Consider the following 22,453-nt stretch of genomic DNA (forward strand, 5'->3'; position numbering starts at 1 on the left):
CGGTACTGCTCACGGTGGCCCCTGATCACTGCGGGCCACCCGGTCCGGTCGCCAGTCCCGTCGCCGTCCTGCAACAACCCTGGCTTCGAAACTCCGCCACCGCGCCGTCCTGCGGAACTGCTGGTACTGCTGCCCGGCAGTACATCCCTGCCGGGGCCTTGCTTCGATCTCGACTACGAGAGAAACCATAACCACACCAGCACCCAATGTCTACCCCAGCCACCACAGATTTTCGCTCGCCAGGAACGCAGAAGGTCGGCCTCTGCCGCGCAAGGGTCCCGTGGCACGGCAGCACGAACCGGGAAACACCCGCTCTGAGCAGCGGCGGGATACGCGTCCTCGGCGTCGCGAACAGCGTGGCTTCCCCGGTCGGCGACACGCATGAGCAGCCGGACACACCCGACGGACGGGGGGCTATGGGCGGTTTATGCGTCCAGGACAGGGCACAAGCACCGGGCATGCAGGACTCGGCTTGACGATCAGAGAGCAGGTGCCCGATGGACACGATGAGCGTCACCGTCGTACCCGTCCGCTCCGCGGCGTCCGTCGCCGACGCACGCGAGAGGACCCGGGACTTCCTCACAGGTCTCCCACAGCCGGCGATCGCAGCCGAGGCTGCCGACACCGTGGTCCTGGCCGTGTCGGAACTCGTCACCAACGCCCTGCGCCACGGCGGCGGCACCTGCACCCTGGACCTGACCGCGCACCCGGACAGCATCGAGGTGGCAGTGCACGACAACAGCCCCCGGAAACCGCGCATGCGCACCCCGGATCTGAACGGCGGCACCGGCGGATTCGGCTGGCCCATGGTCAACCGCCTCGCCCACGCCACCGCGGTGACCCCCCGGCCATCCGGCGGCAAAACCGTAAGCGCCCTCCTCAGCCGGTAGCGCCAGGGCCCTTGTGCTGACCGACGGGACCTCAGAACCGCGTAACCTGCCGCCGCGCCCTTGTCATCGCTCGGGTCTTCCTCGGCTCGACATCCCTGGCCGCCTGCACGGCTTCGGAAGCAGGCCCCGGCCTGCCGAGGACATCAACCGCTGACGAGGACCCCGCCACGGCTGGACGCCGGCGGAGGAAGCCGGGCACGCGGGTCCCGACCGCAAACACCGGCTGCTGAACCGGATCGAGTGGCATGCCGACGAGGTCCTGGACGACGTGGGTGACATTACGTCGTCGAACATCTCGGGGACCGGGAACGCTGTCGGCGGGCTGGAATCGACGACAGCGTCGCCTTCGAGACGAAGGCGGCCATGGCCAAGGCCACGGTCCGCCGGTCCATCGCCGACAAGGTCCCCTTCGGCTGGGTGACGGCGGACGCCGCCCACGGCTACAGCAAGGGCCGGCGGTTCCATCGACCACCGCGTCCACGACCTGTTCCCCGGCCTACCGCGGCAGAATTGGCAGCGCCGTTCCTGCGGGGAGGGTCCCACGGCCCGCGGATCCAGGACTGGGCCCGCGTCGAGGTCCGGCCCTGGCACCGCGAGGACCGCCGGCACTGGCTTCTCGCCCGCCGCAGCGTCGGCAGACCCGAGGAGATCTCCTACTACCTCGCCTACTGCCCCGCCGACACCACACTGGACGAACTCATCCGCATCGCGGGCAGTCGACGGGCCGTCGAGGAGCGCTTCCAGAGCGCGAAGCAGGAATGCGGCCTGCACGACTACCAGGGTCCGCTGCTACCCCGGCCGGCACCGCCACATCACCTTGGCCATGGCAGCCCACGCCTGCCTGACCGACACCGTGGCGGTACGAGACGCCCCCGGGGTCTCAGCCCCGGCGGCCGGAGCCCGGCCGCACCGTCACCTCCACCTCCGTTCCGTCGGACGCCCGCACGCGCACCTGTCGTGCCTGCCCGGGCGGCACACTTCGGGCGCTGGGGTGTGCCGTGCGGCCCGACACCTCGATCCGCCAGCCGGTGGCGCTCGGCGGCAGGGACAGCACGGTGGTGCCGGGGCGGCGAGTCGACCGGTAGGCGAGGCGGTACTTCGCGCGGGCCGGGTCGTGGGTGTCGGCGCGCACGGTGCCCGCGACCGCCGGGGCGTACGGCGTGGCGGTGCGCTCCTTGTTCGTGCGCAAGCGGCCGTCGCGGTCGAGGGCGCAGTAGCCGCCGCCGTAGCACCAGACGTAGGCCGCCCAGCCCGAGGAGTAGCGGGTGAAGGAGGCGAGCGCGTCGTCGTGGAAGCGGCGCATGTTCGGCAGGCCGCTGTTCAGCGGGCCCCACTCGCCCACCACGACGGGGACCGAGTGCTCGCGCGGGTAGGCGGTGACGGCGTTCTCGTACGCCGTGATCCAGCCGGCCGCCGGGTCGTAGTCGGCGCCCGCCTCCATCGCGGTGTTGTAGAAGTGCGGGGCGTAGACGACGCGTTCGTCGGGGATGCCGCCCAGGCCGGTGGGCACGCCTTCGCCGACGATCGGGGTCGGTTCGATGAACAGGTGGTTCGAGCGGTCCCGGGTGCGGATGGCGGCGGCGAGGCGGCGGTACATCGGGGTGAGCTGCGTCGCCTCGATGCGGCGTGCGGCAGCCGCCAGGTCCTCGCCCGCGCGCAGCTCCCCCATCGGTTCGTTGAGCAGGTCGTAGCCGAACACCGCGGGGTGCCCGCCGAAGCGGTCCGCCAGCAGGCGCCACATGCGGGCCTGCGCGCGCCGCAGGTCCGCGTCCTCGTAGAGATGGGTGAAGGCGCGCTGGACGGCGGGTTCGAAGTACTCGGCGAACCAGTCCTCGGGGTGCGGGGTGAACGGCAGCCCGTCGGTCCGCGTCGCCCACGCCGGGATCCCGCGGTGGCCGAACGCGGGCCCGAACACGTCCTGGTGGGCGTCGATGACGACGTGGACACCGTGCTCGTGCGCCCAGTCGAGGATGCGCCGGATCTTGCGCAGGTACGACTCGCTGTAGCGCCCGCGCCGCGGCTCCAGGTCGTCCCAGAAGACCAGTAGGCGTGCGAAGTTGAAGCCGTGGGCCCGCAAGTCGGCGAAGTGCCGCTCGGTGATCGCGCTGAGGGCGTCCGGGCCGTGGTGGATCTTGTCCTCGACGTTCCAGCCGCGCAGGGTGAGTGTGCGTCCGCGGGCGTCGGTGAGACGGGGTATGCCGGCGGCGGTGGGGGCAGTTGCGGGCCCGCTGCCGGAAGCGGCCCCCGTGACGGCGCCGGAATCGGTGCCGGTGCGCCCGCTCTCCGCTCCCCCGAAGCGGCCGGAGCCAGGCCCGCGCCGAGCAGGGCGGTGGCGATCAGGGCGATCAGGAACACCGGGCCGAGGTGCTGCCGCGTGAAGCGCTTGCCCATGACGGACCTCCGGCACTCGGGAACGCGCGGTCACGTACGTGTGTCCGCTCGGCACGCACCGTACGTATCAGGAACCGCTCGCACAGACCAGCGAACCGACAGCGCGGGCGGCCGGGAATCCGTCGGGACGGGTCGGAGCCCGGCACCGCGCTCACCCGCGCCACCGGTCCGCCGGATAGCACTGGAACGGCTGAGGAGGCGGACGCTCGGCCGAAGCCTCCAGGCACGGCGAGGTTCCCAGCCTGGAGGCTGGGAACCTCGCCGTGGGAGCGCTGCTCAGTGGCCGGCCGTCGTGCCGCCCCCGCCGTAGGAGCGACGGGCCGCGTCGGCGGCCTTGTCGGTCTGAGCGTCGTACTTGTTCCCGGTACGCTCATCGACCGCACGTTCTGCGCTCTCGACACCCTTGTCGGCCTGATCCGGGTGGCCCTTGGCCAGTTGCTTGGCCTTGTCCGCCATATCGCCCAGCTTGCCCATGGGATTCCTCCTGTAGCAGTGCGGATGTGTCGTCGTACGTTGCAGCTCGCGGCCCCCCTCCTTTGCGGCATGACCCGCTGCTATGCCTGATCAGTCCTCGCGGTCTCGTGGCCGGACTGAGTCACGAGCCTTGTGGCACGAGCCTTGTGGCGGGATTCGACAGCGGGCGGCTGAGGGGTGAGCCGGGTTCAGTTGCCGGTGGAGGTGACGCCGAACATCAGGGTGCGTCGGGCGACGTCGTAGTGGACGGTTCCGGTGTTCTCCAGCAGGTCCTGCAGAACGTCGGCGTCGTCGGCCTCCACGGTCAGGACCTCTTCCCAGGCCCCCTCGTCCAGGACGAGCTGGAGGGTGAAGGTGCCGCGGGCGCCGGCTTCGCCGGCTACCCAGCTGAACTGGTAGTGGCTGACCTGACGGACCTTGATGCTGTCGTCGGTGAGCGGCTGCTTGACCCTGGGCATGCGTTCTCCTCGTGCATCAGACGGTGTGGTGTACGGCTCGGGCCCGGTGGGCTCGTTCTCCGTCATAGGGCGGGGGTCCTGTTGTCAGCGACCGGTGTCGTGGTCGGCGGTGTCGGCTTCGATGCGCTCCTTGCGGACCTGGCCGCGGACGGTCTCTTCCTCGACGTGTTCCTCGGTGTTCAGACGCACCCGCTCCACCGGAACCGCTTCGGTCTCCACGACGGGACGCTCGGCGTGGAGCGTGACCTCGTGCTCGGCCTCTGAGATCTCAGGGCCGGACAGGGCCTGGTCGGCGTTGGCTTCGGTGATCGGCTCGCGTTCGACGCGGACCTCTTCGTGCCGGACGGGGACGGTCTGCTGGACCTCCTCTGTCACCACGTACTTGCGCAGGCGGGCCCGGCCGGTTTCCTGCCGTTCGGTGCCGACGTGCATCCGCTCCTCGGAGCGGGTCATCGCCTCGTCGGCCGAGCGCCGCGTCGAGGTGTCGCCGCGGGCCCAGCCGCCGTCACCGGGCTGGTTGGCCTGCTGCCAGGCTTCGTCCCAGGTGATGCCGTAGTGCTCGTAGAGGCGGTGTTCCTCGTCCTCGGACAGGTGTCCGCCGGAATCGACGTCGACGTTGGGTGCGTCCTTGACGGTGTCCTTGGCGTACGGGACCTCAAGGTGCTCCTCGACCACGGTGGCGTCCTGGATCGGCACGAACGACTCGCTGGTACCGAACAGACCGGTCTTGACGCTGACCCACGCCGGGTGACCGGTGACGTCGTCGAGGAAGACGTGCTTGGCTTCGCCGATCTTGTTGCCCTCGGCGTCGTGGACCGGATGGTCCAGCACGGTCGGGATCTGCTCTCGGGTGATCATCGTGACCCTCCTTCTTCCTCGGTGTCGGGCTCTCCTTCCGATTCACCGGCATTCACGGGACGAAACATCGCAAGTGCACGCAAACTGAATCCTGTTTCCGTCCTGTGGGGTCCGGTTACCCATCTGGCATGGCACCGACCCCGGAACCACATCAGCGTCGAAACGATCCCGGCAGCGACGGCGGCACCGACCGCCGCGACAACCGCACGAGCGGCACGTCCGATGCCCCACGCGGTTCAGAGAGCATCGGTCCCGATCCGGAAGTGGAACGCAACGCCCCCGATGAGCCGACTGCCATGCCCAAGAAGTCGTGGTGGGTGCTGCTCAAGCGCACGGCGAAGGAGTTCAAGGACGACGAACTCGCCGACCGGGCGGCGAGCCTGACGTACTACGGCGTCCTCTCCCTCTTTCCGGCCCTGCTGGTACTGGTGTCGCTGCTCGGCATCGCGGGCAAGTCCGCCACCCAGCAGGTCATGGACAACCTGCAAAAGCTCGCCCCCGGCCCGGCCCGGGACATAATCTCCAATGCCGTTCAGCAACTGCAGGGCAACGGCGGCACCGGCTCGCTCATGGCGATCGTCGGTCTGGTGCTGGCCGTGTGGTCGGCCTCCGGCTACATCGCGGCGTTCATCCGCACCTCCAACGCCGTCTACGACATGCCCGAAGGCCGCCCCGCCTGGAAGGTGCTGCCCCTGCGCCTGGCGCTGACGGTCGTCCTGATGGTGCTGGCGGTCGTCAGTGCGCTCATCGTGGTGTTCACCGGCCCCCTCGCGCAGCGGGCGGGCTCCGCACTCGGTATCGGCGACGGAGCCATGACGGCGTGGTCGATCGCCAAATGGCCGGTCCTGGTCCTGCTCGTCATCATCATGATCGCGATCCTGTACTGGGCCGCACCCAACGCCCGGGGCCGCGGCTTCAAATGGGTGACCCCCGGCAGTCTCCTCGCCCTGCTGCTCTGGATGATCGCCTCGGCCGGCTTCGCGCTGTACGTGGCGAACTTCGCCTCGTACAACAAGACCTACGGCACCCTGGCCGGCGTCATCATCTTCCTGGTGTGGCTGTGGATCACCAACCTCGCGGTGCTGCTGGGCCTGGAGTTCGACGCGGAGATGGCCCGTCAGCGGGCCATAGAGGGCGGCCACCCCGAGAACGAGGAGCCGTACGTCGAACCCCGCGACACCGCCAAATGGACCGAGGAGGACCGCCGCCGCCTGGACTGAACCCGTCCGTAGAAGCAGGTCGCCCAGGCCGCCCGCCCACGCCCGAGCGGGCGATCGCAAGTGTCAAGTCCGACGTGCCCGAGATCAAGGAGAAAGCGTACCGATGAGTGACAAGCCGCAGTCCCCCAACGAGCCCCCTACGCCCGAGGAACTGCGTGAGAAGACCGAGACCACGCGCGAGCGGCTCGGGCAGACGGTGGAGGCTCTGGCCGGTAAGGCAGATGTGAAAGCACAGGCTCGGCAGAAGGCCACTGAGGTGAAGGTGCAGGAGAAGGCGATGCAGGTCAAGGACAAGACGGCCCAGGCCGCGAAGGTGGCGCAGGACAGGCTCCCCGAGCCGGTCGCGGCGAAGGCCGCCCAGGCCAAGGACCAGCTCACCCAGGCCGCAGCCACGGTGGCGAGCAAGCTCCAAGAGGGGACCCCACAAGAGGTCACCGAGAAGGCGTATCAGGTCACGCAGTCCGCGCGTCGGCGTCGCGGGCCCTTGTTGGCGGTAGCCGCCGTCGCGCTGCTGGTGCTGGTCAAGAAGCGCGGCAACAAGGGACGTCGGTGAAAGCGTCCAAGATCGCCTACAAGCCCGTTGGCCTGGCCCTCGGCGCAGCCAGCGGTTTGATCGCCGGGGTGGCGTTCAAGCAGACCTGGAAGATGCTCGGGCACGACGAGGACGCCCCTGATGCCACCGATCGGGACCGCTCCTGGCAGGAGGTTCTGCTCGCCGCGGCCGTGCAGGGAGCAATCTTCGCTGCCGTCAAAGCCGCCGCCGACCGGGCCGGCGCCGCCACCCTGCACCGCCTGACCGGTACCTGGCCCGGCTGACGCACGCCGTCCGCCTGCGCCCCGAGGAGGCCTGCCGTAGCACCTGGATCTGCTCCGCAGCGCAGAGTCCGGGCGGGTAGCGGTGGACCTCTGGCGCGAGAGGGTGGGCATCCTTGCCGATCCCCTGACCCGGGCTCTGGGCCCGGGCGGATACCTCCCGAGCCGGACCGCGCGACCGAAGTCCTCGGGTGTGGACGGAGTTCCTGCTGCCGGGGTTGTGGCGGACCGTCCAGGCAGCGGGACATCGGCCGCCACACGCAGGTCCTCGATCCGGCCGTTGGCGCACGAGCCGATGAACACCGTGTCGATCTCGATGGTGTCCATGCGCCTGCCCGGAGACAGATCCATATACGCGAGGGCCCGCTCGGCGTAAGGCGACAGTTCGGTGACGTCCACTGTCACCTCACGGTCGAACCGGGCACCGGGATCGGTGGTCAGCGTCTTCCAGTACGCCACGCCCTCGTCCCACATGAGGCCCGTCGGGGAGGCGGGCAGTGGCGAGTACGTGCTCCACGTCGCTGGTGCCGATGCCGAACGCGAGCGCTCCGAACGCGCCGTGCGTGGAGGTGTGACGGTCACCGCATACCACCGACATTCCGGGCTGTACGAACCCGTACTGCGGGCCGACGACGTGCACGATGCCCTGCACGCGGGCGCCGAAACGAAAGAGCCGGATTCCTGTCTCCGAGTAGGTGTCCCGCAGCCTCTCGATCTGCTTGCGGATCATCTCATCGACGACAGTCGACGAGATGGGCATGAACCCGGGCCCGAGCCTGGACACCGCCACAGGGCTGCGCTTCGAGCCAACCGTGCAGGGCGCCCTCCAGCAGGTACGGCGACGGCCCCTCGCCCGCTGTCGGCCCGTCAACTCGGCCTGAACGGCGGCGAAAGAAGCCAGGCCGGATCCGCGCCGGCGCACGCGCTCAAGGGACCGCCCGTCAGGAAAGCCGACACAGAAGAAATTACGGTATGCCCGTTTTGAAGTGAAAGACGAGACTTCCGACGCACTCGTTCGTGAATTGGGTCACGCCGACTTCCGTGATCACGGGGGGCCGCAGGACGCATTTCCGTTCCATAGAAAGAGAGTTGAGTTTTGGATCAAAGCGGGCCGGTGAATTTGATCATTCGGTAATGATCTCTCACATTCCCCATTCGAATTCCGGCCTTGTTCCGTCCGGACTTTCTCGCTTAATGTCACCGTCGAACCGGATGGAACGCCGAATCCTGCCGCCGTCCGGAAACCCTTACACCCACCCACTCACTCACGCACGGCAGGAGCGGGGGAACCAGGTAAGCCGCCGATCCGGTTTCCGGAACGGCTCGGGGTGAAGTCGCATGCGCAGTGCGACCGGACATCTCCCGTCCGAACCCGACAGCTCACCTCGTAGGCGACGGAGAGGAATTTCGTCATGCCCGCAAAGGGAAAGCACCGCCGCCCCAAGTCCAGCTCTCTCCACCGGGGCATCGCCGCCGTGGGAACGGGCGGAGCCGTGCTCGTGCTGCCGGTGCTCGGCGCGACCGCCGCCGGTGCCGCCACCACCGGCGCGGCGCAGGCCGGTACGGCCGTCAAGCCGGCCGCGACCCCGGACACCCACGTCGTCGCCGCGGGCGACTCCCTCTCCAAGATCGCCCGGGAGCACTCCTTGAGCGGCGGCTGGAAGAAGCTGTACGAGGACAACCGCGGCGTCCTCGGCGACGACCCCAAGCTGATCCACCCCGGTCTCAAGCTCACTCTCGGCAAGAAGAGCACCGCCGAGCCCGTGAAGAAGACGGCCGCCTCCCCGGCTTCCGTCGAAACCGCCGCCGCCCCGGCGAAGAAGTCGTACACCAACAACCTCGACGGCTGGATCAAGGAGTCGCTCGACATCATGGCCCGGCACGGCATCCCGGGCACGTACGAGGGCATTCACCGCAACATCATGCGCGAGTCCTCCGGCAACCCCTGGGCCATCAACAACTGGGACGTCAACGCTGCCGCCGGCACCCCGTCGAAGGGGCTCCTACAGGTCATCGGCCCCACGTTCGCCGCCTACCACGTGCCCGGCACGTCGACCGACAGTTACGACCCGGTCGCCAACATCACCGCCGCCTGCAATTACGCGGCCGACCGGTACGGCTCGATCGACAACGTGAACGGCCCGTACTAGACCGCCCTCCGACCGCGCCCCGTGCGGTCGTCCCCGGTGAGCCCCGGCACGCCCTGTGGCCGGGGCTCACGGCATGCCGCCGAGCCGGCGCGTCGGCGGACCACTCGGCGACGCCGCCACCGTGCAGGACGGTGGGGGCAGAGACTTGCAGAGATTCCTATGCAGAGAAAGCTCTGCAACATACGCTGTCGCCATGACCGACGAACCCGAACGCGCATCACGGACCGCCAAGCCCGCCCGGCGCCTCGACGCGCGCAGTCTGCGGGGGCTGGCCCATCCACTGCGGATGAACATCTTCGAACTGCTCAGGCTCGACGGCCCTGCCACCGCCACCAGGCTCGCCGAACGCCTCGGCGAGAACACCGGCACCATCAGCTGGCACGTGCGCCACCTCGCCGAGCACGGCTTCATCGAGGAGGAAACCGAACGGGGCACGAAACGCGAGCGCTGGTGGAGAAGCGTCGACGTCGTCAATGAGCTGAACACGGCCGATTTCCGCGATGATCCCGACACCCGGGGCGCGCTCTCGCTCTACCTGCGCGAACTGGCGCAGCAGTACTTCAGCCGCGTCGTGAACTACTTCAGCGAGGACTGGGACGACCAGTGGCGGAGCGCCGGCACCGTCTCGGACTGGAGCGACCTGCGGATGACCCCGACTCAGCTGGCGGCGCTCAACGCTGAGCTCATGGCTGTCATCGCACGCCATACCCCTGCGCCGGACGCCGAGCCCCGCCCGGACGCGCTCCCCGTCGTCGTGCAGCTCCAGTCCTTCCCCCGCAAGGAGCGTGGCACCGGGTGAGCCGTGGCGTACGCGGCGGCCTCCTGCGCCACCACCGCGATTTCCGGCTGCTGTGGTGCGGCGAGACCGCCGGCAAGTTCGGCGCGTCCGTCACCGGGGTGGCGATGCCGCTGGTTGCCGTCTCCACCCTGCACGCCAGCACGTTCGAAGTCGGCTTGCTGAGCGCCACTGCGTGGGCCCCTTGGTTGATCATCGGCCTCCCGGCCGGTGTCTGGGTGGACCGGCTGCGGCGCAGGCCCATCATGCTGGCCGCCGCCGCGGCCTCCCTCGTGCTCTTCGCCAGTGTCCCGTTCACCGCGTGGTCCGGCCGGCTGAGCATCGGTCTCCTGCTGGCCGTCGCCCTGCTGACGGGCACGGCAGCGGTGTTCTTCCAGACCGCATACAGCGCTTACCTCCCCAGCATTCTGGAACCCGACGACCAGCCCGAGGGCAACGCGAAACTGCACGGCAGCGCATCCGCCGCGCAGATCGCCGGGCTCGGCTCCGGCGGCCTGATCGCACAGGTGACAGGTGCGGTGAACGGGATGTTCGCCAACGCCGCGACGTTCGCCGTCTCCCTCCTCTGCCTCGCGGGCATCCGGCATCGCGAGCCACGCGTCACAAGAACCGGGCGTCGCCCCGCTTCACTGGTCGGTGAAGTCCGCGAAGGCCTGCGGCTGGTCGCCGTGGACCCCTGGATTCGCACGTTCACACTCTTCGGAGCCGCCTCCAACCTGGCCCTTATGGGATACCAGTCAATCCAGGTGGTCTTCCTGGTCCGCAGCGTCGGCCTGCCCCCGGGGACGGTCGGCGCGCTCATCGCGGCGACCAGTGCCGGGGGCGTGGCCGGGGCAGTCGCCGCACGCGGGGTCGCTCACCGGATCGGCACGGCCCGCGCGACGCTCCTGTTCGAACTGGGGCTTCCCCTGCTCGGTCTGCTCATCCCGCTGACCGTGGGCGGAGCCGGAGTGCTGCTTTTCGTGACGGGTGGCTTCAGCGTCTCCGCAGGTGTCGTCGCCGGCAACATCATCAAAGCGAGCTTCCAGCAGCGCTACTGCCCGCCGGACCTCCTCGGTCGCCTCACCGCGAGCACAGCATTCCTCAGCTACGGAACGATCCCCATCGGAGCACTGCTCGGCGGCGCGCTGGGAACCGCGCTCGGTCTCCGCACCGCCATGGCCATCACGACAGCGGGGGTACCGCTCGCCGCGCTGATCCTGCTCTTCTCCCCGATCCGGCGATCCAGGGACCTGCCGACGTCCCGTCGGCCGACGGGCAGTTCCCCACTCCCGCTGCATGCCGGCGGCAAGGCGGCCTCGCCCAGGTCGTCCGGAAGCACCGCGTCCGCGGCATGGGCGAGTGGATCAACGGTCAGCTGCCCGCGTGGACGAGAACGAGGGCGGCGGAGGCCAGGCACAGGCTGAGGACCTGCGCGAAGCGGAGCCGCTCGCGGTCGATCAGCATGGCCAGCAGCACCGTGATGACGGGATAGAGAGCCGAGATGGGTCCCGCGACGCTCAGGTGACCGGCCCTCGACGCGGTGAGGAACAGCGCGTTGGCCGCCATGTCGCACACAGCGACGCCGAGGGCCCACTGCCGTGCCGTGCCGGTCAGGCGCAGCGTAAGGCCGGCGTGTCGTACGCGAAGGCCGCAGACGGCCAGTGAGCCGATCCGTACTCCGACGAGTGGCCAGAGGCCGGAGCTCTCCGGTGCCCGCGCCAGTACGACGTAGAAGACGCCGAAGGCCGCTCCGGCCAACAGGGCCAGCCCCACCAGGCCTCGCGGCACCTTCCCTCCGGCCTGGCCCGGGCCGAGGCCGATCAGTCCGATCGCGGCCACCGCGCAGACCAGTCCGACGACGGCTGCCGCACTCGGCGCGCCGTCGGACAGCAGCCCCGCGGCAAGCGGGACCAGCGCCGCGGTGACGCCTGTGACCGGTGCGATCACGCTCATGGGCCCCGCCGTGAGGGCGCCGTAGAGCAGCACCAACGCCACCGCGCCGACGGCCCCACCGGCGGTGCCCCAGCCCAGCGCAGCCCAGGAAGGCCCTGTCGACGGTACGACCAGCAGCAGCACCGCCAGCAGAGGCAGACTCGCCGTCTCCGCGACCACGACCACCGCACGCGGGTCGAACGTCCGGGACGCCTTACCGCCACAGTAATCCGCGGTGCCCCACGCCACCGCCGACGCCGCGGCGCTGAGTTCGGACATCACGGGGCGACCTCCGTCACTCCGCCACCAGCAGGAAGGCGGGTGCCCACCAGTAGTCGAAGAGGTACTGAGGGGGCAGCGGAGCGAAGCCCGCGTCGCGCAGGTCCTCGACCCACCGGCTGATCGGCTGTTCGTGGTGCCTCTGGTGTTCCTGGCTGCCCAGCATTCCCAGGAGCACCGGTATCAGGAAGCCCTGCGCCACCACCGAACGGTCCGCGCCGTCGTACTCGCGAATGCCCCGGTCGTAACGCGACGTCAGATACCGGAACCACTGCGGGGCGAGACCCTCGCCCAGCGCGGGAACGTCGAATTCGGCGAATGCCAGGCGGTCGGTCCGCGGACGCAGCCACCGCAGCAGCTCCCGGCGCTCCTGCCTGTCGACGGCCAGAAGCGCGAAGGTTTCCTGGACGAGATCCCAGTGCTCGGTGGAGCAGGTGGCCGTGAACTCCTGGACGGTGACGGGATGTCCGCGGTGCGGCACACCGCGTCGGCTCAGCTCCGCCGTGACGAGGCCGAGCCGCTGCGCCGACGGCTCGATGGAGTCGACGTGCCCCACGTCGGCGGTGAGAGACGGCAGCAGGCCGTGGCCCTCCCCGGAGCCGATGTCCAGCAATCTCCCGGGGCGGTGCGCGGCATACTGCGAGCGCAGCGCCTGATGCGTCGCCTGGTACAGCCCCACGTTTCCGCCGCCTTGCGCGAACGCGGTGAACGCCTCCGGCTCCGCGTAGACGTCCGCCGCCGGCTTCCCGGACCGCAGGTGGCGTTCCACCTCCTGGTAGACCCCGTGCCGCGGCTCCAACGCGGCTGCCCGTGCGCTGAGTTCGGCCGCTGACAGCACGTCACCGCAGCGGTGCGCGACCATGGCCGCGTAGAAGAACTCCTCGGCGGACGTCGCCGATGACGCCAGCTCGTCGGCCTTCGCACCTTCCACCAGGGCCTGATGCATGTGTTCCAGGGACATGCTCCTCCTCAACTGTCGGGGTGAGTCGCCGGCCGTCATTCCGCGTGCTTCTGCCGGGCGACCCAGCCGTTCGCGGCGCCCATGTCGATCACTTTCTGCGCGTACTCCCACAGCGGCGCCGACGCGTCCCCGATGACGGACTTCCGGGCCCGTACGTCGGCGTCCGTGACGCCGGGAGTGCGCCACGTCCCTCCCTTGTTGGCGAAGTTCAGCAGCAGTGGCTGGAGCCGGTCCATGGCCTTGGCGAAGCGCGCCTCTGGCGTCTTACGCGCCTCGAACTCGTCCCACAGGGCCCGGAACCGGCTGTGCTGGTCGGCGGGGAGCATCGCGAAGAGCCTGCGTGCCGCCCGCTGTTCCCGCTCCTCCTGATCGGCGGCGCCGGTCGTGTCGTACAGGAACGTGTCTCCCGCGTAGATCTCCACGAGATCGTGCACCAGGACGAGGGCGAGGGTCTTGCTGACGTCGACGGGCTCGTCCGCGTACTCGGCGAGGACCAGTGTCATCAGCGCCAGGTGCCAGGAGTGCTCCGCGTCGTTCTCGCGGCGGTCGGCGGACAGCAGCGGGCTCCTGCGCACGATCGTCTTGAGCCGGTCGACCTCCAAAATGAAGTCGATCTGCTGGTGCAGTCGTTCGGGTACGCCGTCGGGTTGCTGGACCGATGCGGCGAGGGCGGGCGCGTCTTCGTACGTCAAGGCGGGACTCCTGTACGGCGGTCAGGCGGGACTGAGGTATTGGACGATGATGCTGCCGGTCAACAGTGCTGTCGTCACCAGCAGCACAGGGTGGGGGCGGCGGCGTGCGGTGACGTCGGCGACGAGGCAGACGAGGAAGGCGGCCGCCATCGCCTGGTCGATGGCGAGCGTGGCGACGGTCGCGGCGACCGCGGTGCCGGTGACGGCCCAGTGCAGCCCGCGCTCCTCGCGCGGGCGGCTGCCCGTCACCATTTTGACGGCCACGAACAGCAGCGTGCCGGTCGTCGCCGTCACCGGTATGTACGTGAGCACCGGCCCCAGAACGAGACACGTCAAGAGAAGGACGCCGGTCACGACCGCCGCGATCCCGGTACGCGCACCGGCCCGTATGCCCACGGCGCTCTCCACGAACACCACGAAGCTCGACGAGCCGGCCGCCGAGCCCGCCACCGTGGCCCCGGCGTCGGTGAACAGTGCCTGCCGCATGCCGGGCACGCCTCCCTCGCCGTCTTGCAGCGGGGTGCGGTTCGACAGGCCGACGACCTTGGCGATACTGCCGAAGAAGTCGAGCGCGAAGAGGACGAGGATCACGCTCCACGCCCGGGCGTCGGTGATGACGCCGAGGTCGAACCGGAAGAGCGCGGCCAGGCCGTCGCCCGGATCGAACCGGCCCGGCCCCTCGGCTTCGCCCTGGACGGTCAAGTGGAGCGCGGCCACGGCGATCCCGGCAAGGGCGGCGACGGAGCGTCCACCCAGCCGGTCCACGAGCAGTGCGGTGCCGAGTCCGAGGTACGCGGCCCACGCATGGGGCGAGGCGAGGTCACCGAAGCCGGACAGGTGCCCGTCCGACGAGCGCAGGACGCCGGCGATCTGGAGACCGACCAGGCCGATGAAGACGCCGACGGCCGCGGTGAGGGCGGGCTTGGCCTCGGCCGGGATCGCGTCGATGACGGCTTGCCGCAATCGCATGGCCGATACCACGAGCATGGCCACCCCCGACCAGAAGACCATGCCGAGCGCCTGCGGCCAGGTGTAGCCGAGCAGGCCGACGACGGACACGGCCACGATCGTGTTCATCTCCATGCCCGGCGCCACCGCGAACGGCAGCCGGGCCCACAGCCCCATGGCCACGGTGGCGAGGCCACCGATCACCGCCGTGGCGACGAACGCCGCGGAGCGCGGGATGCCTCCTTGGGCCAGTACCGCGGGATTGACGACGACGATGTACGACAGGGCCATGAAGGTGGAGGCTCCGGCGAGCACCTCCCGGCGCCATGTGGAGCCGCGCGCGGTGAGCGAGAAGTACCGGTCGACGGCGCCGCGAGCGTCGCCGGACGCCGCCACGGCCGGTCCGGGGTCTCGTCCGGACGGGGCCGGGACCCTCATGGCGACGTGGTGCGTGGCTCGGCGGCCCGCGGGCTGATCGTGTCGCCCACGTCGCCGAGGATCAGCCTGTCCCCGGCGTCCGGGTCCACGGCGTAGTACTTCTCGTTCAACGTGCCCGAGACGTGGCCGATGTGGAGGTTCAAGGTGATACCGAGCCGCTCGGCGCACCGGGTGAGTGCCAGGGCTCCCTGGCGGGTCGAGTGGCAGGTGAACACGTCGACGACGGCTCCCGCGCGCACGGTGAGCCGCAGCATCGCCATGAGGGTGACCCCGGTGGCCACGACGCCGTCGATGAGGACCATCCGCCGCGCCTGGTGCGGCAGCCGGTCGTCCACGCCCACGAGCAGCCCCTGGTCCACATGGACGCGTTTGGCCTGCGGCGTCCAGTACCGGTCGCTCGAACGGCAGCCCAGCGTCTCGGCGAGGATACGGCCCTCGCGCTCGGGCGCCACGATCTCCGTGCCGGGCCGGTTCGTATGGTCCGCGACGCGCAGGGGCAGCATGCCGTACAGGTCGATCAAGGCCTGGAAATAGTGTTCGCGGTCGGCCGGTCGCTGGTGCGGGAGGTTGGCCACCGTGGTGATCGTCTCCATCCGCTCCGCCACCGCGGGTTCCGTGTCCGAGGCGACGCGTACGTTCGGTGGCAGCGGACCCGGCGCGTGCAGTTCCGACAGCTCGCTCGTGGTGAAGCGCACCAGGTGGCTGAAGTGTGTTCCGTACGCGCGCTCCAGGTCGTGGACGAGCCGCTGGTCGTCCGGTGCGAGCGTGTTCCGGTCCGGGAAGTGGGGGCCGCTCATCGCTGTCCTCCGGTCTCGCTGCCGACGGGGTGTGGGGAAGAGTGGGCGGAATCGCGCCGACGTGTCAGGAAGCAAAGGGCGGTCGGAACCGCGGCGACGGCCACGACGACGGTGACGCAGAGGGCCCGTACGAAGGCGGACGCGTCGGGCCGCTCGCCGTGGATCATGACCAGCGCCGCGAGTCCGACGGACCCTCCTATGTACTGGGCGGTGGTGACCAGGGCGCTGCCGGTTCCGTTGCTCTCCTCCGGCAGGTCACGGGTGCCGGTGATGAACATGCCGGTGAACGCCATGCCCTGGCCGAGGCCGCTGAGCAGCAGCCCCGGGAGGACTCCCGCCGCGTAGCCGCCGGAGACGGACACCGCGACCGTCAGGGCGAGGAGGCCGACCGCACCGGTCAGGTACGCCGTGGCCAGCAGGGCCCGCAGCGTCCACCGCCCGGCGAGGTACCCGGCCAGGGTGTTGCCGACGATGATGGCCCCGGCGAGGGGGAGGAAGGCGAGGCCCGCCGCCAAGGCGCTGTACTCCCGCACCTGTTGCAGATAAAGCGTCACGAGGTAGAACTCGGCCCCGAAACTGGCCATGTACAGCGCCGCCACGCCGCAGGCGACCCGCAAGGTCGGCACCCGCAGAAGCGTCGTCGGAATGAGCGGCCCCGCGCCCCGCCGCTGAGTCAGGACGAACAGTCCCGCGGCCGTCAGCGTGGCGGCGCCGGCCGTCGTCACCACCGGCACGGAGGGACGGGCACGGGAGAATTCCGTGAACACGAGGACGAGGGCTGTGACTGCCGCTGACGCCGACAGCGTCGCGGGCAGGGCGATGGGCGTACGCCGACGGCCCCGGCCCCGCATGACCCTGCCCGCCGCGAGCAGACAGATTGCCACGATGGGCAGGTTGACCAGGAAGATCCAGCGCCATGACGCTACGGCGAGCAGTCCGCCGCCCGCCACCACGCCCAGTGCGAGGCCGGCGGCCCCGGTGGTGCCCCACACGCTCAGGGCACGGTCCCGGGGCGGCCCGGCGGGATAGAAGGAGCCGAGCAGGCCGAGAGTGGCCGGCACCAGAAGGCCCGCCGCGACGCCCTGACCGGCGCGCGCGGCGATGAGGGACCACACGTCCTGCGACAGGCCTGCCGCCAGGGACGACATGGCGAAGAGCGCCTGGGCGGCGAGATAGACGCGCCCGCCGCCGAAGGCGTCCGCCAACTGGCCGCCCAGGAGCAGGAATCCGGCGAAGAAGATCGCGTACGCGCTGACGATCCACTGTAGTGACACGTCGGAGAAGCGCAGGTCCGCGCCGATGTCCGGCAGGGCCACGTAGATGATGGAGAAGTCGAGTGCCACGAGCAGTTGCGCACCGGCGAGCGCCGTCAGCAGCCGGGGTCCTGCGGTGGGGGTGTGGAGGGGCGGCACAGGTGGGTGACCTCCGAACTGGCCCGAGGCGGCGGGCGCCCTAAGTGTCAACGCCCGAGGGCGGTTTCATGTCCGGTCACAACGTAGGCGAGTTCTGCGGCCCCTCGCGGTTCCGGCCCGCACGCCACCCCCGCGGTCGGGTCAAGCGGCGGACGAGGACCGATAGAAGCGCAGATGCGCCGCGCCCGCGGTCGCGAAGCCTTCCCGCAGCTCCCGGGACAGGGACAGGTCGTGGGGACCCTGTCCGACGAGTGGTTTCCGGACGGCCTCGCGCAGCGCGTCGGTGAGGTCCTCCAGCTGACCGGCACGGACCAGCCGTCCCGCGGAGTAGCGGCTGAGCATGCGCGGCAGATGGCCGGAGTCACTGGCGATCACATGGCGACCGCAGATGACAGCCTGCGCGACCGACAGCGAGTACGGCTCTCCGTGTGTCCCCCGGTCGATGGTGGGGTGGACGACGATGTCGCTCTGGCTGATGGCCGCCCAGCTCTGCTCCGGCGTGTAGTGGACGAAGTGGATCCTTCCCTTCTCCTGCCATCCGCGCGCCCGTTCGAGGAGCTCTTCGGAGATGCCGGGCGGCCAGACCAGATGACGGGTGCCGGCGTGCACGAAGTGCAGGTCCGCCCCCTCTTCCAGCAGGACGAGCGCGGCCTCCAGGCTCAGATGGGAGCCCTTCCAGCGGGTCATCCGGGTGGGTTGCAGGACCACGGTTCTGTCGCGGCACGGCAGCGAGTACTCCCCCTCGGCCTCGGCAAGCGTCAACGGCAGTACGGTGACTTCCCGGCCGCCCAGCCTGCGACGCGTCTCCTCCGCGACGAACGGCGAGTGAGCCACCATGCGGCCCGGCAGCCGGGCGAGGAGCTCCCACTGGTCGGGCTGCTCGTCGATGTTGTGCAGGTCGAAGACGAACCGGCCCCGCCAGCCGCGGCCTTGAAGGGCGTCGACCACCGCCGACGTCACGGACGGTTTGTGCCATTGGGGGTTGTGCCAGTGGACGATGTCGGCCCGGGCGCAACGGCCGACCAGTGCCGTGATGTCCGACGCGGCCGCGGGCACCTCAAGGTCGAGGGCGGCGTCGTACGCGGCGCCCAATGACTCCCGGGTGCCGGAGACGGTCTCGACGTCGCACGGCAGGGTGCCGAGCTGGCGGACGACCGCGTCCAGATGGGCCTCCACCCCTCCGGTCACCGGCCGCGCGGCCCAGTGGATGTGCAGTACGCGCACGATCGCCTCACCTCCCTTCCGCTGCGGCATCGGCAGGCGGGACGTCCTCGGCCAGGCGGAAGCCCATGGCGTAGAGCGAACGCGGGTAGGGGCCGTGCCGGCGCTGGCAGCGCGCCAGGTCCCGGAACCGGTTGAAGGCCCCGCCGCGGGCGATCCGGTAGGCGCCGAGCCGTTTGTACAGGTCGTCCCGCACGAGCTGCCCGCCCGGGTAGGGGCGGTAGACACTGCTGGTGTACTCCTCCACGTTGCCGGCCATGTCCAGCGCGCCGCACCAGCTTCGCCCGGCGGGAAACGCGCCGACGGGCGTGGTCATGAGGAGCCCCGACTCCAGTGTGTTGGCCGCGTCCGGGCTCCACTCTCCGCCCCAGGGGTAGCGAAGGCCCTCCGGGCCGGCGGCGGCGTACTCCCACTCCTGCTCCGTCGGCAGGCGGAACACCCGGCCGGTCCGCTCACCGAGCCACCGTGCGTAGGCGTCGGCGCTCTCCGGGGTGATCGTGTGAACGGGATGGTTGGCGGTGGCGGGCGTGAAGCGGCCGTAGTGCCAGCTGCTCGGGATCTCGCGGCGGCCGGTCTCGTGGAGGAAGAGCGCGTACTCGGTGTTGGTGACCGGGTACGCGGCGATCCGGAACGCGGCGACAGGGCAGGGGTGGCGCGGGCATTCCTTCTCGACCCAGGACCGCTGGACGCCGAAGCGGGCGGAGTCCTGGTGGAGCGCGTCGACGTCGTCCTCCGGGGTACCGATGAGCGCCTGTCCGGCAGGCACATCCAGCATCGGCGGGTCGTCCTCACGGATCCGCGGGTCCCCCGCCAGGGCCAGCGCGGTGCCCACGGCGAGCAGGACGTCCGGGCCGAGTGACGCGTCGTCCATCATGGCGGCCGGCTCGTCACCGCCGAGACCGGCGACGAGGTGGGCAGGGCTCAGGGTCTCGGCGCGGGGCCGGACGTAGTGGTCGGGCAGCCCCATCGCGGCCCGGTCGGTCAGGGCGTTGATGTCGGCGTCGACGAGGTCGGCGTGCACGATCTCCGTCACAGCGCCTCCTTCTGCGGTGTCACGGTGTCCAGCGCGCCCGGCGCAGGCTGCGTGACGCCCAGTGCGCCGAGATGGCCCATCAAGTTGTCCTTGACCTCCAGATACGCCTCGTTGTACGGCGTCCGGAAGCCGCCGAGCGGCACGCGGGCCGTCACGTCGACTCCCCACTCGGCGAGCTGGCTCAGCTTCTCGGGGTTGTTCGTCATCAGCCGGACCCGGCGCACCCCCAGATGGCGCAGGCACTCGGCGGCGAGGCGGAAGTCCCGCCCCTCGGCGGGGAAGCCCAGGGCGAGATTGGCGCTGATCGTGTCGTGCCCCAGCGATTGCAGGGCGTAGGCCCGGATCTTGTTGGCGAGGCCGATGCCTCGCCCTTCCTGGCGGAGCATGTAGAGCAGGATGCCGTTGCGGGAGTCGATGACAGCCGTCAGTGCCGCCGCGAGCTGCGGACCGCAGTCGCACTTGGCGGACCCGAGGACGTCCCCGGTGAAGCAGGCGCTGTGGACGCGGACGATCGGCGCCTCGCCCGTGTCGGGGCGAGGAGCCGCTGTCCGCAGGGCCACCGCTTCCTCGATGTCCACGCTGTCCGGGGAGATCCGGCCGAAGACCGTCACCTGCATCAGCGTGGAGCCGACGGGTATCGGAGCGCTCGCCAGTCGTGTCACCACGTCGTCGTCGGATATGCCCATCAACCGCTCCTCTACCGCGACGCCGGGACCGGCGAGGCATCGGCGCTCGCGTCCACCTCGTACACACGACCGTCGTAGGACGAGGCCAGGAACCGTCCGGGGCGACCGGCCGCGCTCAGACTCGACACCCCCGCGGTGGTGGGGCGGACGTCGACCACGCAGGTGTCCGAGCCGAGATCGTGCACGGTTATCCGCCCGTGGTAGCCGCCCGTCGCGACCAGGCCGGTGTGCGGGTCGACGGCCACACACTTGATGCTGTTGCCGTGGGGTGTCGCTACGGCCGCCTCCTGTTGGCCTGCGGGTGTCCAGACCCGCAAGGTCAGGTCGCGGCCCACGCTGACGAAACGTCCGTCCGGGAGGCTTGCCGCGCCGTTGGCGATACGTGTGTGGGCTGCGTCGTTCCGCGTGATCGGGGCCAGGTCCGGCAGACGGTGCCAGGTGGCCGCCCCGGTGGCGCAGACGCTGAAGAGAGTGTTCCCGTGCACGGCCATGCCCTTGATGGCGTTCTGCTGGATGCGGTGCTCCGCGACGAACTCGATGCCGTTGTGGGCGGTGCCGCGGAACAGCAGTGCCTCGCCGGTGTAGGTGCCGACGACGAGGAGGTCGCCGTCCGTGGAGCCGTACACAGCGGCGCAGTTGAGGGGTGAGCGGTGCTGGTGCACCACCTTGCCGGACACGGCGTCATGCAGGGAGCCGAGCTGTCCTCCGGTGACGACGGTGCCGTGGAAGGGGATCAGGAAGTTGCAGCAGCTGCCGATCTCGGACACCTTCGCACCGTCGCGCCGCACGGTGCCGCTGTCGCCGACGGAGAAGACACCGGCCGGAGCGGCGGTCACGGCGTTGAGTCCTGGAGTCGGTTCGACGCGGTCGAGGTTCCAGCTTCCGTCACTCCGGTCGAAGACGGCGTACGACGAGCCGAACGTGCCGAAGGCCCACCGGGTGTCGTCGAGGCGGGCGCACGAGCGGAGCCATACGTCGGCGGGGACCTCGGAAGTCATCACATGCGTGAGCCGGTGCCCCTGATCGAGCCGCCACAGCCGGACGGTGCGGTCATAACTCGAACTGAGGAGAAGGCTGTTCGCGGGGTCGAAGCCGAGGCGCTTGATGCCGGCGTCGTGGACGCGGTGCCGTGTCGTGCCCGTCGGGCCCAGGAGGATCAGTTCGCCCTCGTCGTTTCCCAGGGCGAACTCCTCGTCGCCGAGGACCGCGACGGTGTCCGTCTCCACGTCGCCGAGGTCGATGGTGTCGACGAGTTTGCCCGCGACCGTGTCCCACCGGCGGACCGTGCCGTCGTCGCTGGTGGTCACCAGCTCCGTGCCGCCGCGCACCCACTCCACGGAGAGCACGTCCGCCTCGTGGCCTTCCAGGCGGTGGATGAGGCGGCCGTCCAGGTCGTAGACGCGTGCGATGTGGTCACGCGAGACGGTTGCCACGAGGCGCTCGTCCGGGGAGATCACCGTCATCTCGACGTCGTCCTTGTGATCCACCAGAACAGTGATCAGCCGCATTTCGGGAACCGACCACAAGCGCGCCGAATAGTCGCTGCTCGACGTGGCGAGAATCCGTCCCGAGGGGGAGAACCGGCACTGGTTGGCCAGATGATCGTGACGTGCCTCGGTGACGGCGGTGTGGGTGGCCGCGTCCCAAAGGATCACTTTGTTGTCGTAGCCGGCGGTTGCGACCCAGTCGCCCTTGGCGTCGATTCCGCTGATGGGCGACGTGTGTTTGATCATCGGTTCCTCCCGCTTGAGTGCAAGAAATCGCGCGTGACGTCGTCAAGACGATCGGGGGGTCGAGGGGTAGCGAGCGGGATCTTCGCTCTGCAGACGAAGCAGCCGACTCTGCGGCCGAGGCGGGCGCGGGACGCGCCTCCTCTGCGGAAACCGGCAACGAGCAGCGAATCTATGAGGCGTCACATGCCGAAGTCAACTTTCCTTTCGTCTGTGATTCAAGCTGTCCAATTCGGAGCGGCACCCCGGACAGGGCGGATGAGATTCAGCCAGTATCCGGTCTCCCGAAATT

At 69.9% G+C, this 22,453-nt stretch carries 20 protein-coding genes, 3 pseudogenes and 1 riboswitch; of the genes and pseudogenes, 8 read left to right on the top strand and 15 right to left on the bottom strand.

All coding sequences use genetic code 11. The features are described from left to right. Positions 1-497 precede the first annotated feature (497 nt). Positions 498-890 carry an ATP-binding protein gene (locus ACOBQB_RS05560; protein ID WP_423589235.1) on the top strand — a complete coding sequence of 131 codons (393 nt, stop codon included), beginning with the start codon at positions 498-500 and terminating at the stop codon, positions 888-890. 163 nt (positions 891-1,053) lie between these two features. Continuing rightward, positions 1,054-1,737, top strand: a pseudogene (locus ACOBQB_RS05565) (hypothetical protein); the annotation flags it as partial. Between the two features lie 33 nt (positions 1,738-1,770). On the opposite strand, the pseudogene ACOBQB_RS05570 reads toward ACOBQB_RS05565, so the two are convergent. The 4 genes and pseudogenes from ACOBQB_RS05570 to ACOBQB_RS05585 form a co-directional block, all read right to left on the bottom strand. Beyond that, positions 1,771-3,281, bottom strand: a pseudogene (locus tag ACOBQB_RS05570) (glycoside hydrolase family 5 protein). A gap of 276 nt (positions 3,282-3,557) precedes the next feature. Further along, positions 3,558-3,755, bottom strand: a complete 198-nt coding sequence (locus tag ACOBQB_RS05575) for an antitoxin (protein ID WP_423589236.1) — start codon at positions 3,753-3,755, stop codon at positions 3,558-3,560. 188 nt (positions 3,756-3,943) lie between these two features. Next, the gene (locus tag ACOBQB_RS05580; protein ID WP_423589238.1) at positions 3,944-4,213 is read right to left on the bottom strand and encodes a hypothetical protein; all 270 of its coding nucleotides are present in this window, start codon (positions 4,211-4,213) and stop codon (positions 3,944-3,946) included. An 84-nt stretch (positions 4,214-4,297) separates the two neighbouring features. Further along, positions 4,298-5,071 carry a YsnF/AvaK domain-containing protein gene (locus ACOBQB_RS05585; RefSeq protein ID WP_423589239.1) on the bottom strand — a complete coding sequence of 258 codons (774 nt, stop codon included), beginning with the start codon at positions 5,069-5,071 and terminating at the stop codon, positions 4,298-4,300. Between the two features lie 128 nt (positions 5,072-5,199). Between ACOBQB_RS05585 and ACOBQB_RS05590 the strand changes: the two genes are divergently transcribed. From ACOBQB_RS05590 to ACOBQB_RS05600, 3 genes are all read left to right on the top strand, one after another. Then, positions 5,200-6,291 carry a YihY/virulence factor BrkB family protein gene (locus ACOBQB_RS05590; protein WP_423589241.1) on the top strand — a complete coding sequence of 364 codons (1,092 nt, stop codon included), beginning with the start codon at positions 5,200-5,202 and terminating at the stop codon, positions 6,289-6,291. A 103-nt stretch (positions 6,292-6,394) separates the two neighbouring features. Further along, positions 6,395-6,844 (top strand): DUF3618 domain-containing protein, encoded by a 450-nt coding sequence (locus ACOBQB_RS05595; RefSeq protein ID WP_423589242.1) that lies wholly within the window; start codon positions 6,395-6,397, stop codon positions 6,842-6,844. Then, complete coding sequence (locus ACOBQB_RS05600; RefSeq protein ID WP_423589244.1) at positions 6,841-7,107, top strand: DUF4235 domain-containing protein; 267 nt, start codon at positions 6,841-6,843, stop codon at positions 7,105-7,107. Before ACOBQB_RS05595 ends, ACOBQB_RS05600 begins: the two co-directional genes overlap by 4 nt. Positions 7,108-7,353: 246 nt before the next feature. Here ACOBQB_RS05600 and ACOBQB_RS05605 read toward each other — a convergent pair. Continuing rightward, positions 7,354-7,864: pseudogene (locus ACOBQB_RS05605) on the bottom strand (aconitase family protein); the annotation flags it as partial. 484 nt (positions 7,865-8,348) lie between these two features. Beyond that, a riboswitch (cyclic di-AMP (ydaO/yuaA leader) is annotated at positions 8,349-8,513 on the top strand. Between the two features lie 3 nt (positions 8,514-8,516). On the opposite strand from ACOBQB_RS05605, the gene ACOBQB_RS05610 reads away from it, so the two are divergent. The 3 genes from ACOBQB_RS05610 to ACOBQB_RS05620 all read left to right on the top strand — a co-directional run bounded on the left by ACOBQB_RS05610 (position 8,517) and on the right by ACOBQB_RS05620 (position 11,456). Then, positions 8,517-9,254, top strand: coding sequence for a transglycosylase SLT domain-containing protein (locus tag ACOBQB_RS05610; RefSeq protein WP_423589245.1), 738 nt, complete (start codon positions 8,517-8,519; stop codon positions 9,252-9,254). Between the two features lie 193 nt (positions 9,255-9,447). Continuing rightward, positions 9,448-10,053: an ArsR/SmtB family transcription factor gene (locus tag ACOBQB_RS05615; RefSeq protein WP_423589246.1), complete on the top strand. Its 606-nt coding sequence runs from the start codon at positions 9,448-9,450 to the stop codon at positions 10,051-10,053. Continuing rightward, the gene (locus ACOBQB_RS05620; protein ID WP_423589248.1) at positions 10,050-11,456 is read left to right on the top strand and encodes an MFS transporter; all 1,407 of its coding nucleotides are present in this window, start codon (positions 10,050-10,052) and stop codon (positions 11,454-11,456) included. The genes ACOBQB_RS05615 and ACOBQB_RS05620 overlap by 4 nt, the downstream gene beginning before the upstream one ends. Here the strand turns inward: ACOBQB_RS05620 and ACOBQB_RS05625 are convergent. From ACOBQB_RS05625 to ACOBQB_RS05670, 10 genes are all read right to left on the bottom strand, one after another. Beyond that, positions 11,404-12,243: an EamA family transporter gene (locus tag ACOBQB_RS05625; protein ID WP_423589250.1), complete on the bottom strand. Its 840-nt coding sequence runs from the start codon at positions 12,241-12,243 to the stop codon at positions 11,404-11,406. The genes ACOBQB_RS05620 and ACOBQB_RS05625 overlap by 53 nt on opposite strands. Before the next feature lie 16 nt (positions 12,244-12,259). Then, on the bottom strand, positions 12,260-13,204 hold the full coding sequence (locus tag ACOBQB_RS05630) for a class I SAM-dependent methyltransferase (RefSeq protein WP_423589252.1): 945 nt from the start codon (positions 13,202-13,204) through the stop codon (positions 12,260-12,262). Positions 13,205-13,239: 35 nt separating this feature from the next. After that, positions 13,240-13,896 carry an HD domain-containing protein gene (locus tag ACOBQB_RS05635; protein WP_423589253.1) on the bottom strand — a complete coding sequence of 219 codons (657 nt, stop codon included), beginning with the start codon at positions 13,894-13,896 and terminating at the stop codon, positions 13,240-13,242. Positions 13,897-13,917: 21 nt separating this feature from the next. Continuing rightward, positions 13,918-15,282, bottom strand: a complete 1,365-nt coding sequence (locus ACOBQB_RS05640; protein WP_423589255.1) for a solute carrier family 23 protein — start codon at positions 15,280-15,282, stop codon at positions 13,918-13,920. Next, a complete protein-coding gene (locus ACOBQB_RS05645) occupies positions 15,279-16,079 on the bottom strand; it encodes a phosphoribosyltransferase (protein ID WP_423589256.1) in 801 nt (266 codons plus the stop codon). Before ACOBQB_RS05645 ends, ACOBQB_RS05640 begins: the two co-directional genes overlap by 4 nt. Next, a complete protein-coding gene (locus ACOBQB_RS05650) occupies positions 16,076-17,491 on the bottom strand; it encodes an MFS transporter (RefSeq protein ID WP_423589257.1) in 1,416 nt (471 codons plus the stop codon). The genes ACOBQB_RS05645 and ACOBQB_RS05650 overlap by 4 nt, the downstream gene beginning before the upstream one ends. 141 nt (positions 17,492-17,632) lie before the next feature. Further along, on the bottom strand, positions 17,633-18,715 hold the full coding sequence (locus ACOBQB_RS05655; RefSeq protein WP_423589259.1) for a glycosyltransferase family 4 protein: 1,083 nt from the start codon (positions 18,713-18,715) through the stop codon (positions 17,633-17,635). Positions 18,716-18,722: 7 nt separating this feature from the next. Continuing rightward, positions 18,723-19,745: a formylglycine-generating enzyme family protein gene (locus ACOBQB_RS05660; protein ID WP_423589261.1), complete on the bottom strand. Its 1,023-nt coding sequence runs from the start codon at positions 19,743-19,745 to the stop codon at positions 18,723-18,725. Beyond that, positions 19,742-20,431: a GTP cyclohydrolase II RibA gene (gene ribA / locus ACOBQB_RS05665; protein ID WP_423589263.1), complete on the bottom strand. Its 690-nt coding sequence runs from the start codon at positions 20,429-20,431 to the stop codon at positions 19,742-19,744. Before ribA ends, ACOBQB_RS05660 begins: the two co-directional genes overlap by 4 nt. A gap of 11 nt (positions 20,432-20,442) precedes the next feature. Next, positions 20,443-22,164 carry a WD40 repeat domain-containing protein gene (locus ACOBQB_RS05670; protein WP_423589264.1) on the bottom strand — a complete coding sequence of 574 codons (1,722 nt, stop codon included), beginning with the start codon at positions 22,162-22,164 and terminating at the stop codon, positions 20,443-20,445. Between the last annotated feature and the right edge of the window lie 289 nt (positions 22,165-22,453).

Origin of the sequence: Streptomyces sp. G5(2025) (assembly GCF_049542075.1) — a bacterium.
In the GTDB taxonomy this organism is placed as follows: domain Bacteria; phylum Actinomycetota; class Actinomycetes; order Streptomycetales; family Streptomycetaceae; genus Streptomyces.

What these genes read in the sequence shown, in the direction of transcription:
- ACOBQB_RS05560 (WP_423589235.1), top strand. Translation starts at nt 498, where the DNA reads ATGGACACGATGAGCGTCACCGTCGTACCCGTCCGCTCCGCGGCGTCC.
- ACOBQB_RS05575 (WP_423589236.1), bottom strand. Translation starts at nt 3,755, where the DNA reads ATGGGCAAGCTGGGCGATATGGCGGACAAGGCCAAGCAACTGGCCAAG.
- ACOBQB_RS05580 (WP_423589238.1), bottom strand. Translation starts at nt 4,213, where the DNA reads ATGCCCAGGGTCAAGCAGCCGCTCACCGACGACAGCATCAAGGTCCGT.
- ACOBQB_RS05585 (WP_423589239.1), bottom strand. Translation starts at nt 5,071, where the DNA reads ATGATCACCCGAGAGCAGATCCCGACCGTGCTGGACCATCCGGTCCAC.
- ACOBQB_RS05590 (WP_423589241.1), top strand. Translation starts at nt 5,200, where the DNA reads ATGGCACCGACCCCGGAACCACATCAGCGTCGAAACGATCCCGGCAGC.
- ACOBQB_RS05595 (WP_423589242.1), top strand. Translation starts at nt 6,395, where the DNA reads ATGAGTGACAAGCCGCAGTCCCCCAACGAGCCCCCTACGCCCGAGGAA.
- ACOBQB_RS05610 (WP_423589245.1), top strand. Translation starts at nt 8,517, where the DNA reads ATGCCCGCAAAGGGAAAGCACCGCCGCCCCAAGTCCAGCTCTCTCCAC.
- ACOBQB_RS05615 (WP_423589246.1), top strand. Translation starts at nt 9,448, where the DNA reads ATGACCGACGAACCCGAACGCGCATCACGGACCGCCAAGCCCGCCCGG.
- ACOBQB_RS05625 (WP_423589250.1), bottom strand. Translation starts at nt 12,243, where the DNA reads ATGTCCGAACTCAGCGCCGCGGCGTCGGCGGTGGCGTGGGGCACCGCG.
- ACOBQB_RS05630 (WP_423589252.1), bottom strand. Translation starts at nt 13,204, where the DNA reads ATGTCCCTGGAACACATGCATCAGGCCCTGGTGGAAGGTGCGAAGGCC.
- ACOBQB_RS05640 (WP_423589255.1), bottom strand. Translation starts at nt 15,282, where the DNA reads ATGAGGGTCCCGGCCCCGTCCGGACGAGACCCCGGACCGGCCGTGGCG.
- ACOBQB_RS05645 (WP_423589256.1), bottom strand. Translation starts at nt 16,079, where the DNA reads ATGAGCGGCCCCCACTTCCCGGACCGGAACACGCTCGCACCGGACGAC.
- ribA (WP_423589263.1), bottom strand. Translation starts at nt 20,431, where the DNA reads ATGGGCATATCCGACGACGACGTGGTGACACGACTGGCGAGCGCTCCG.
- ACOBQB_RS05670 (WP_423589264.1), bottom strand. Translation starts at nt 22,164, where the DNA reads ATGATCAAACACACGTCGCCCATCAGCGGAATCGACGCCAAGGGCGAC.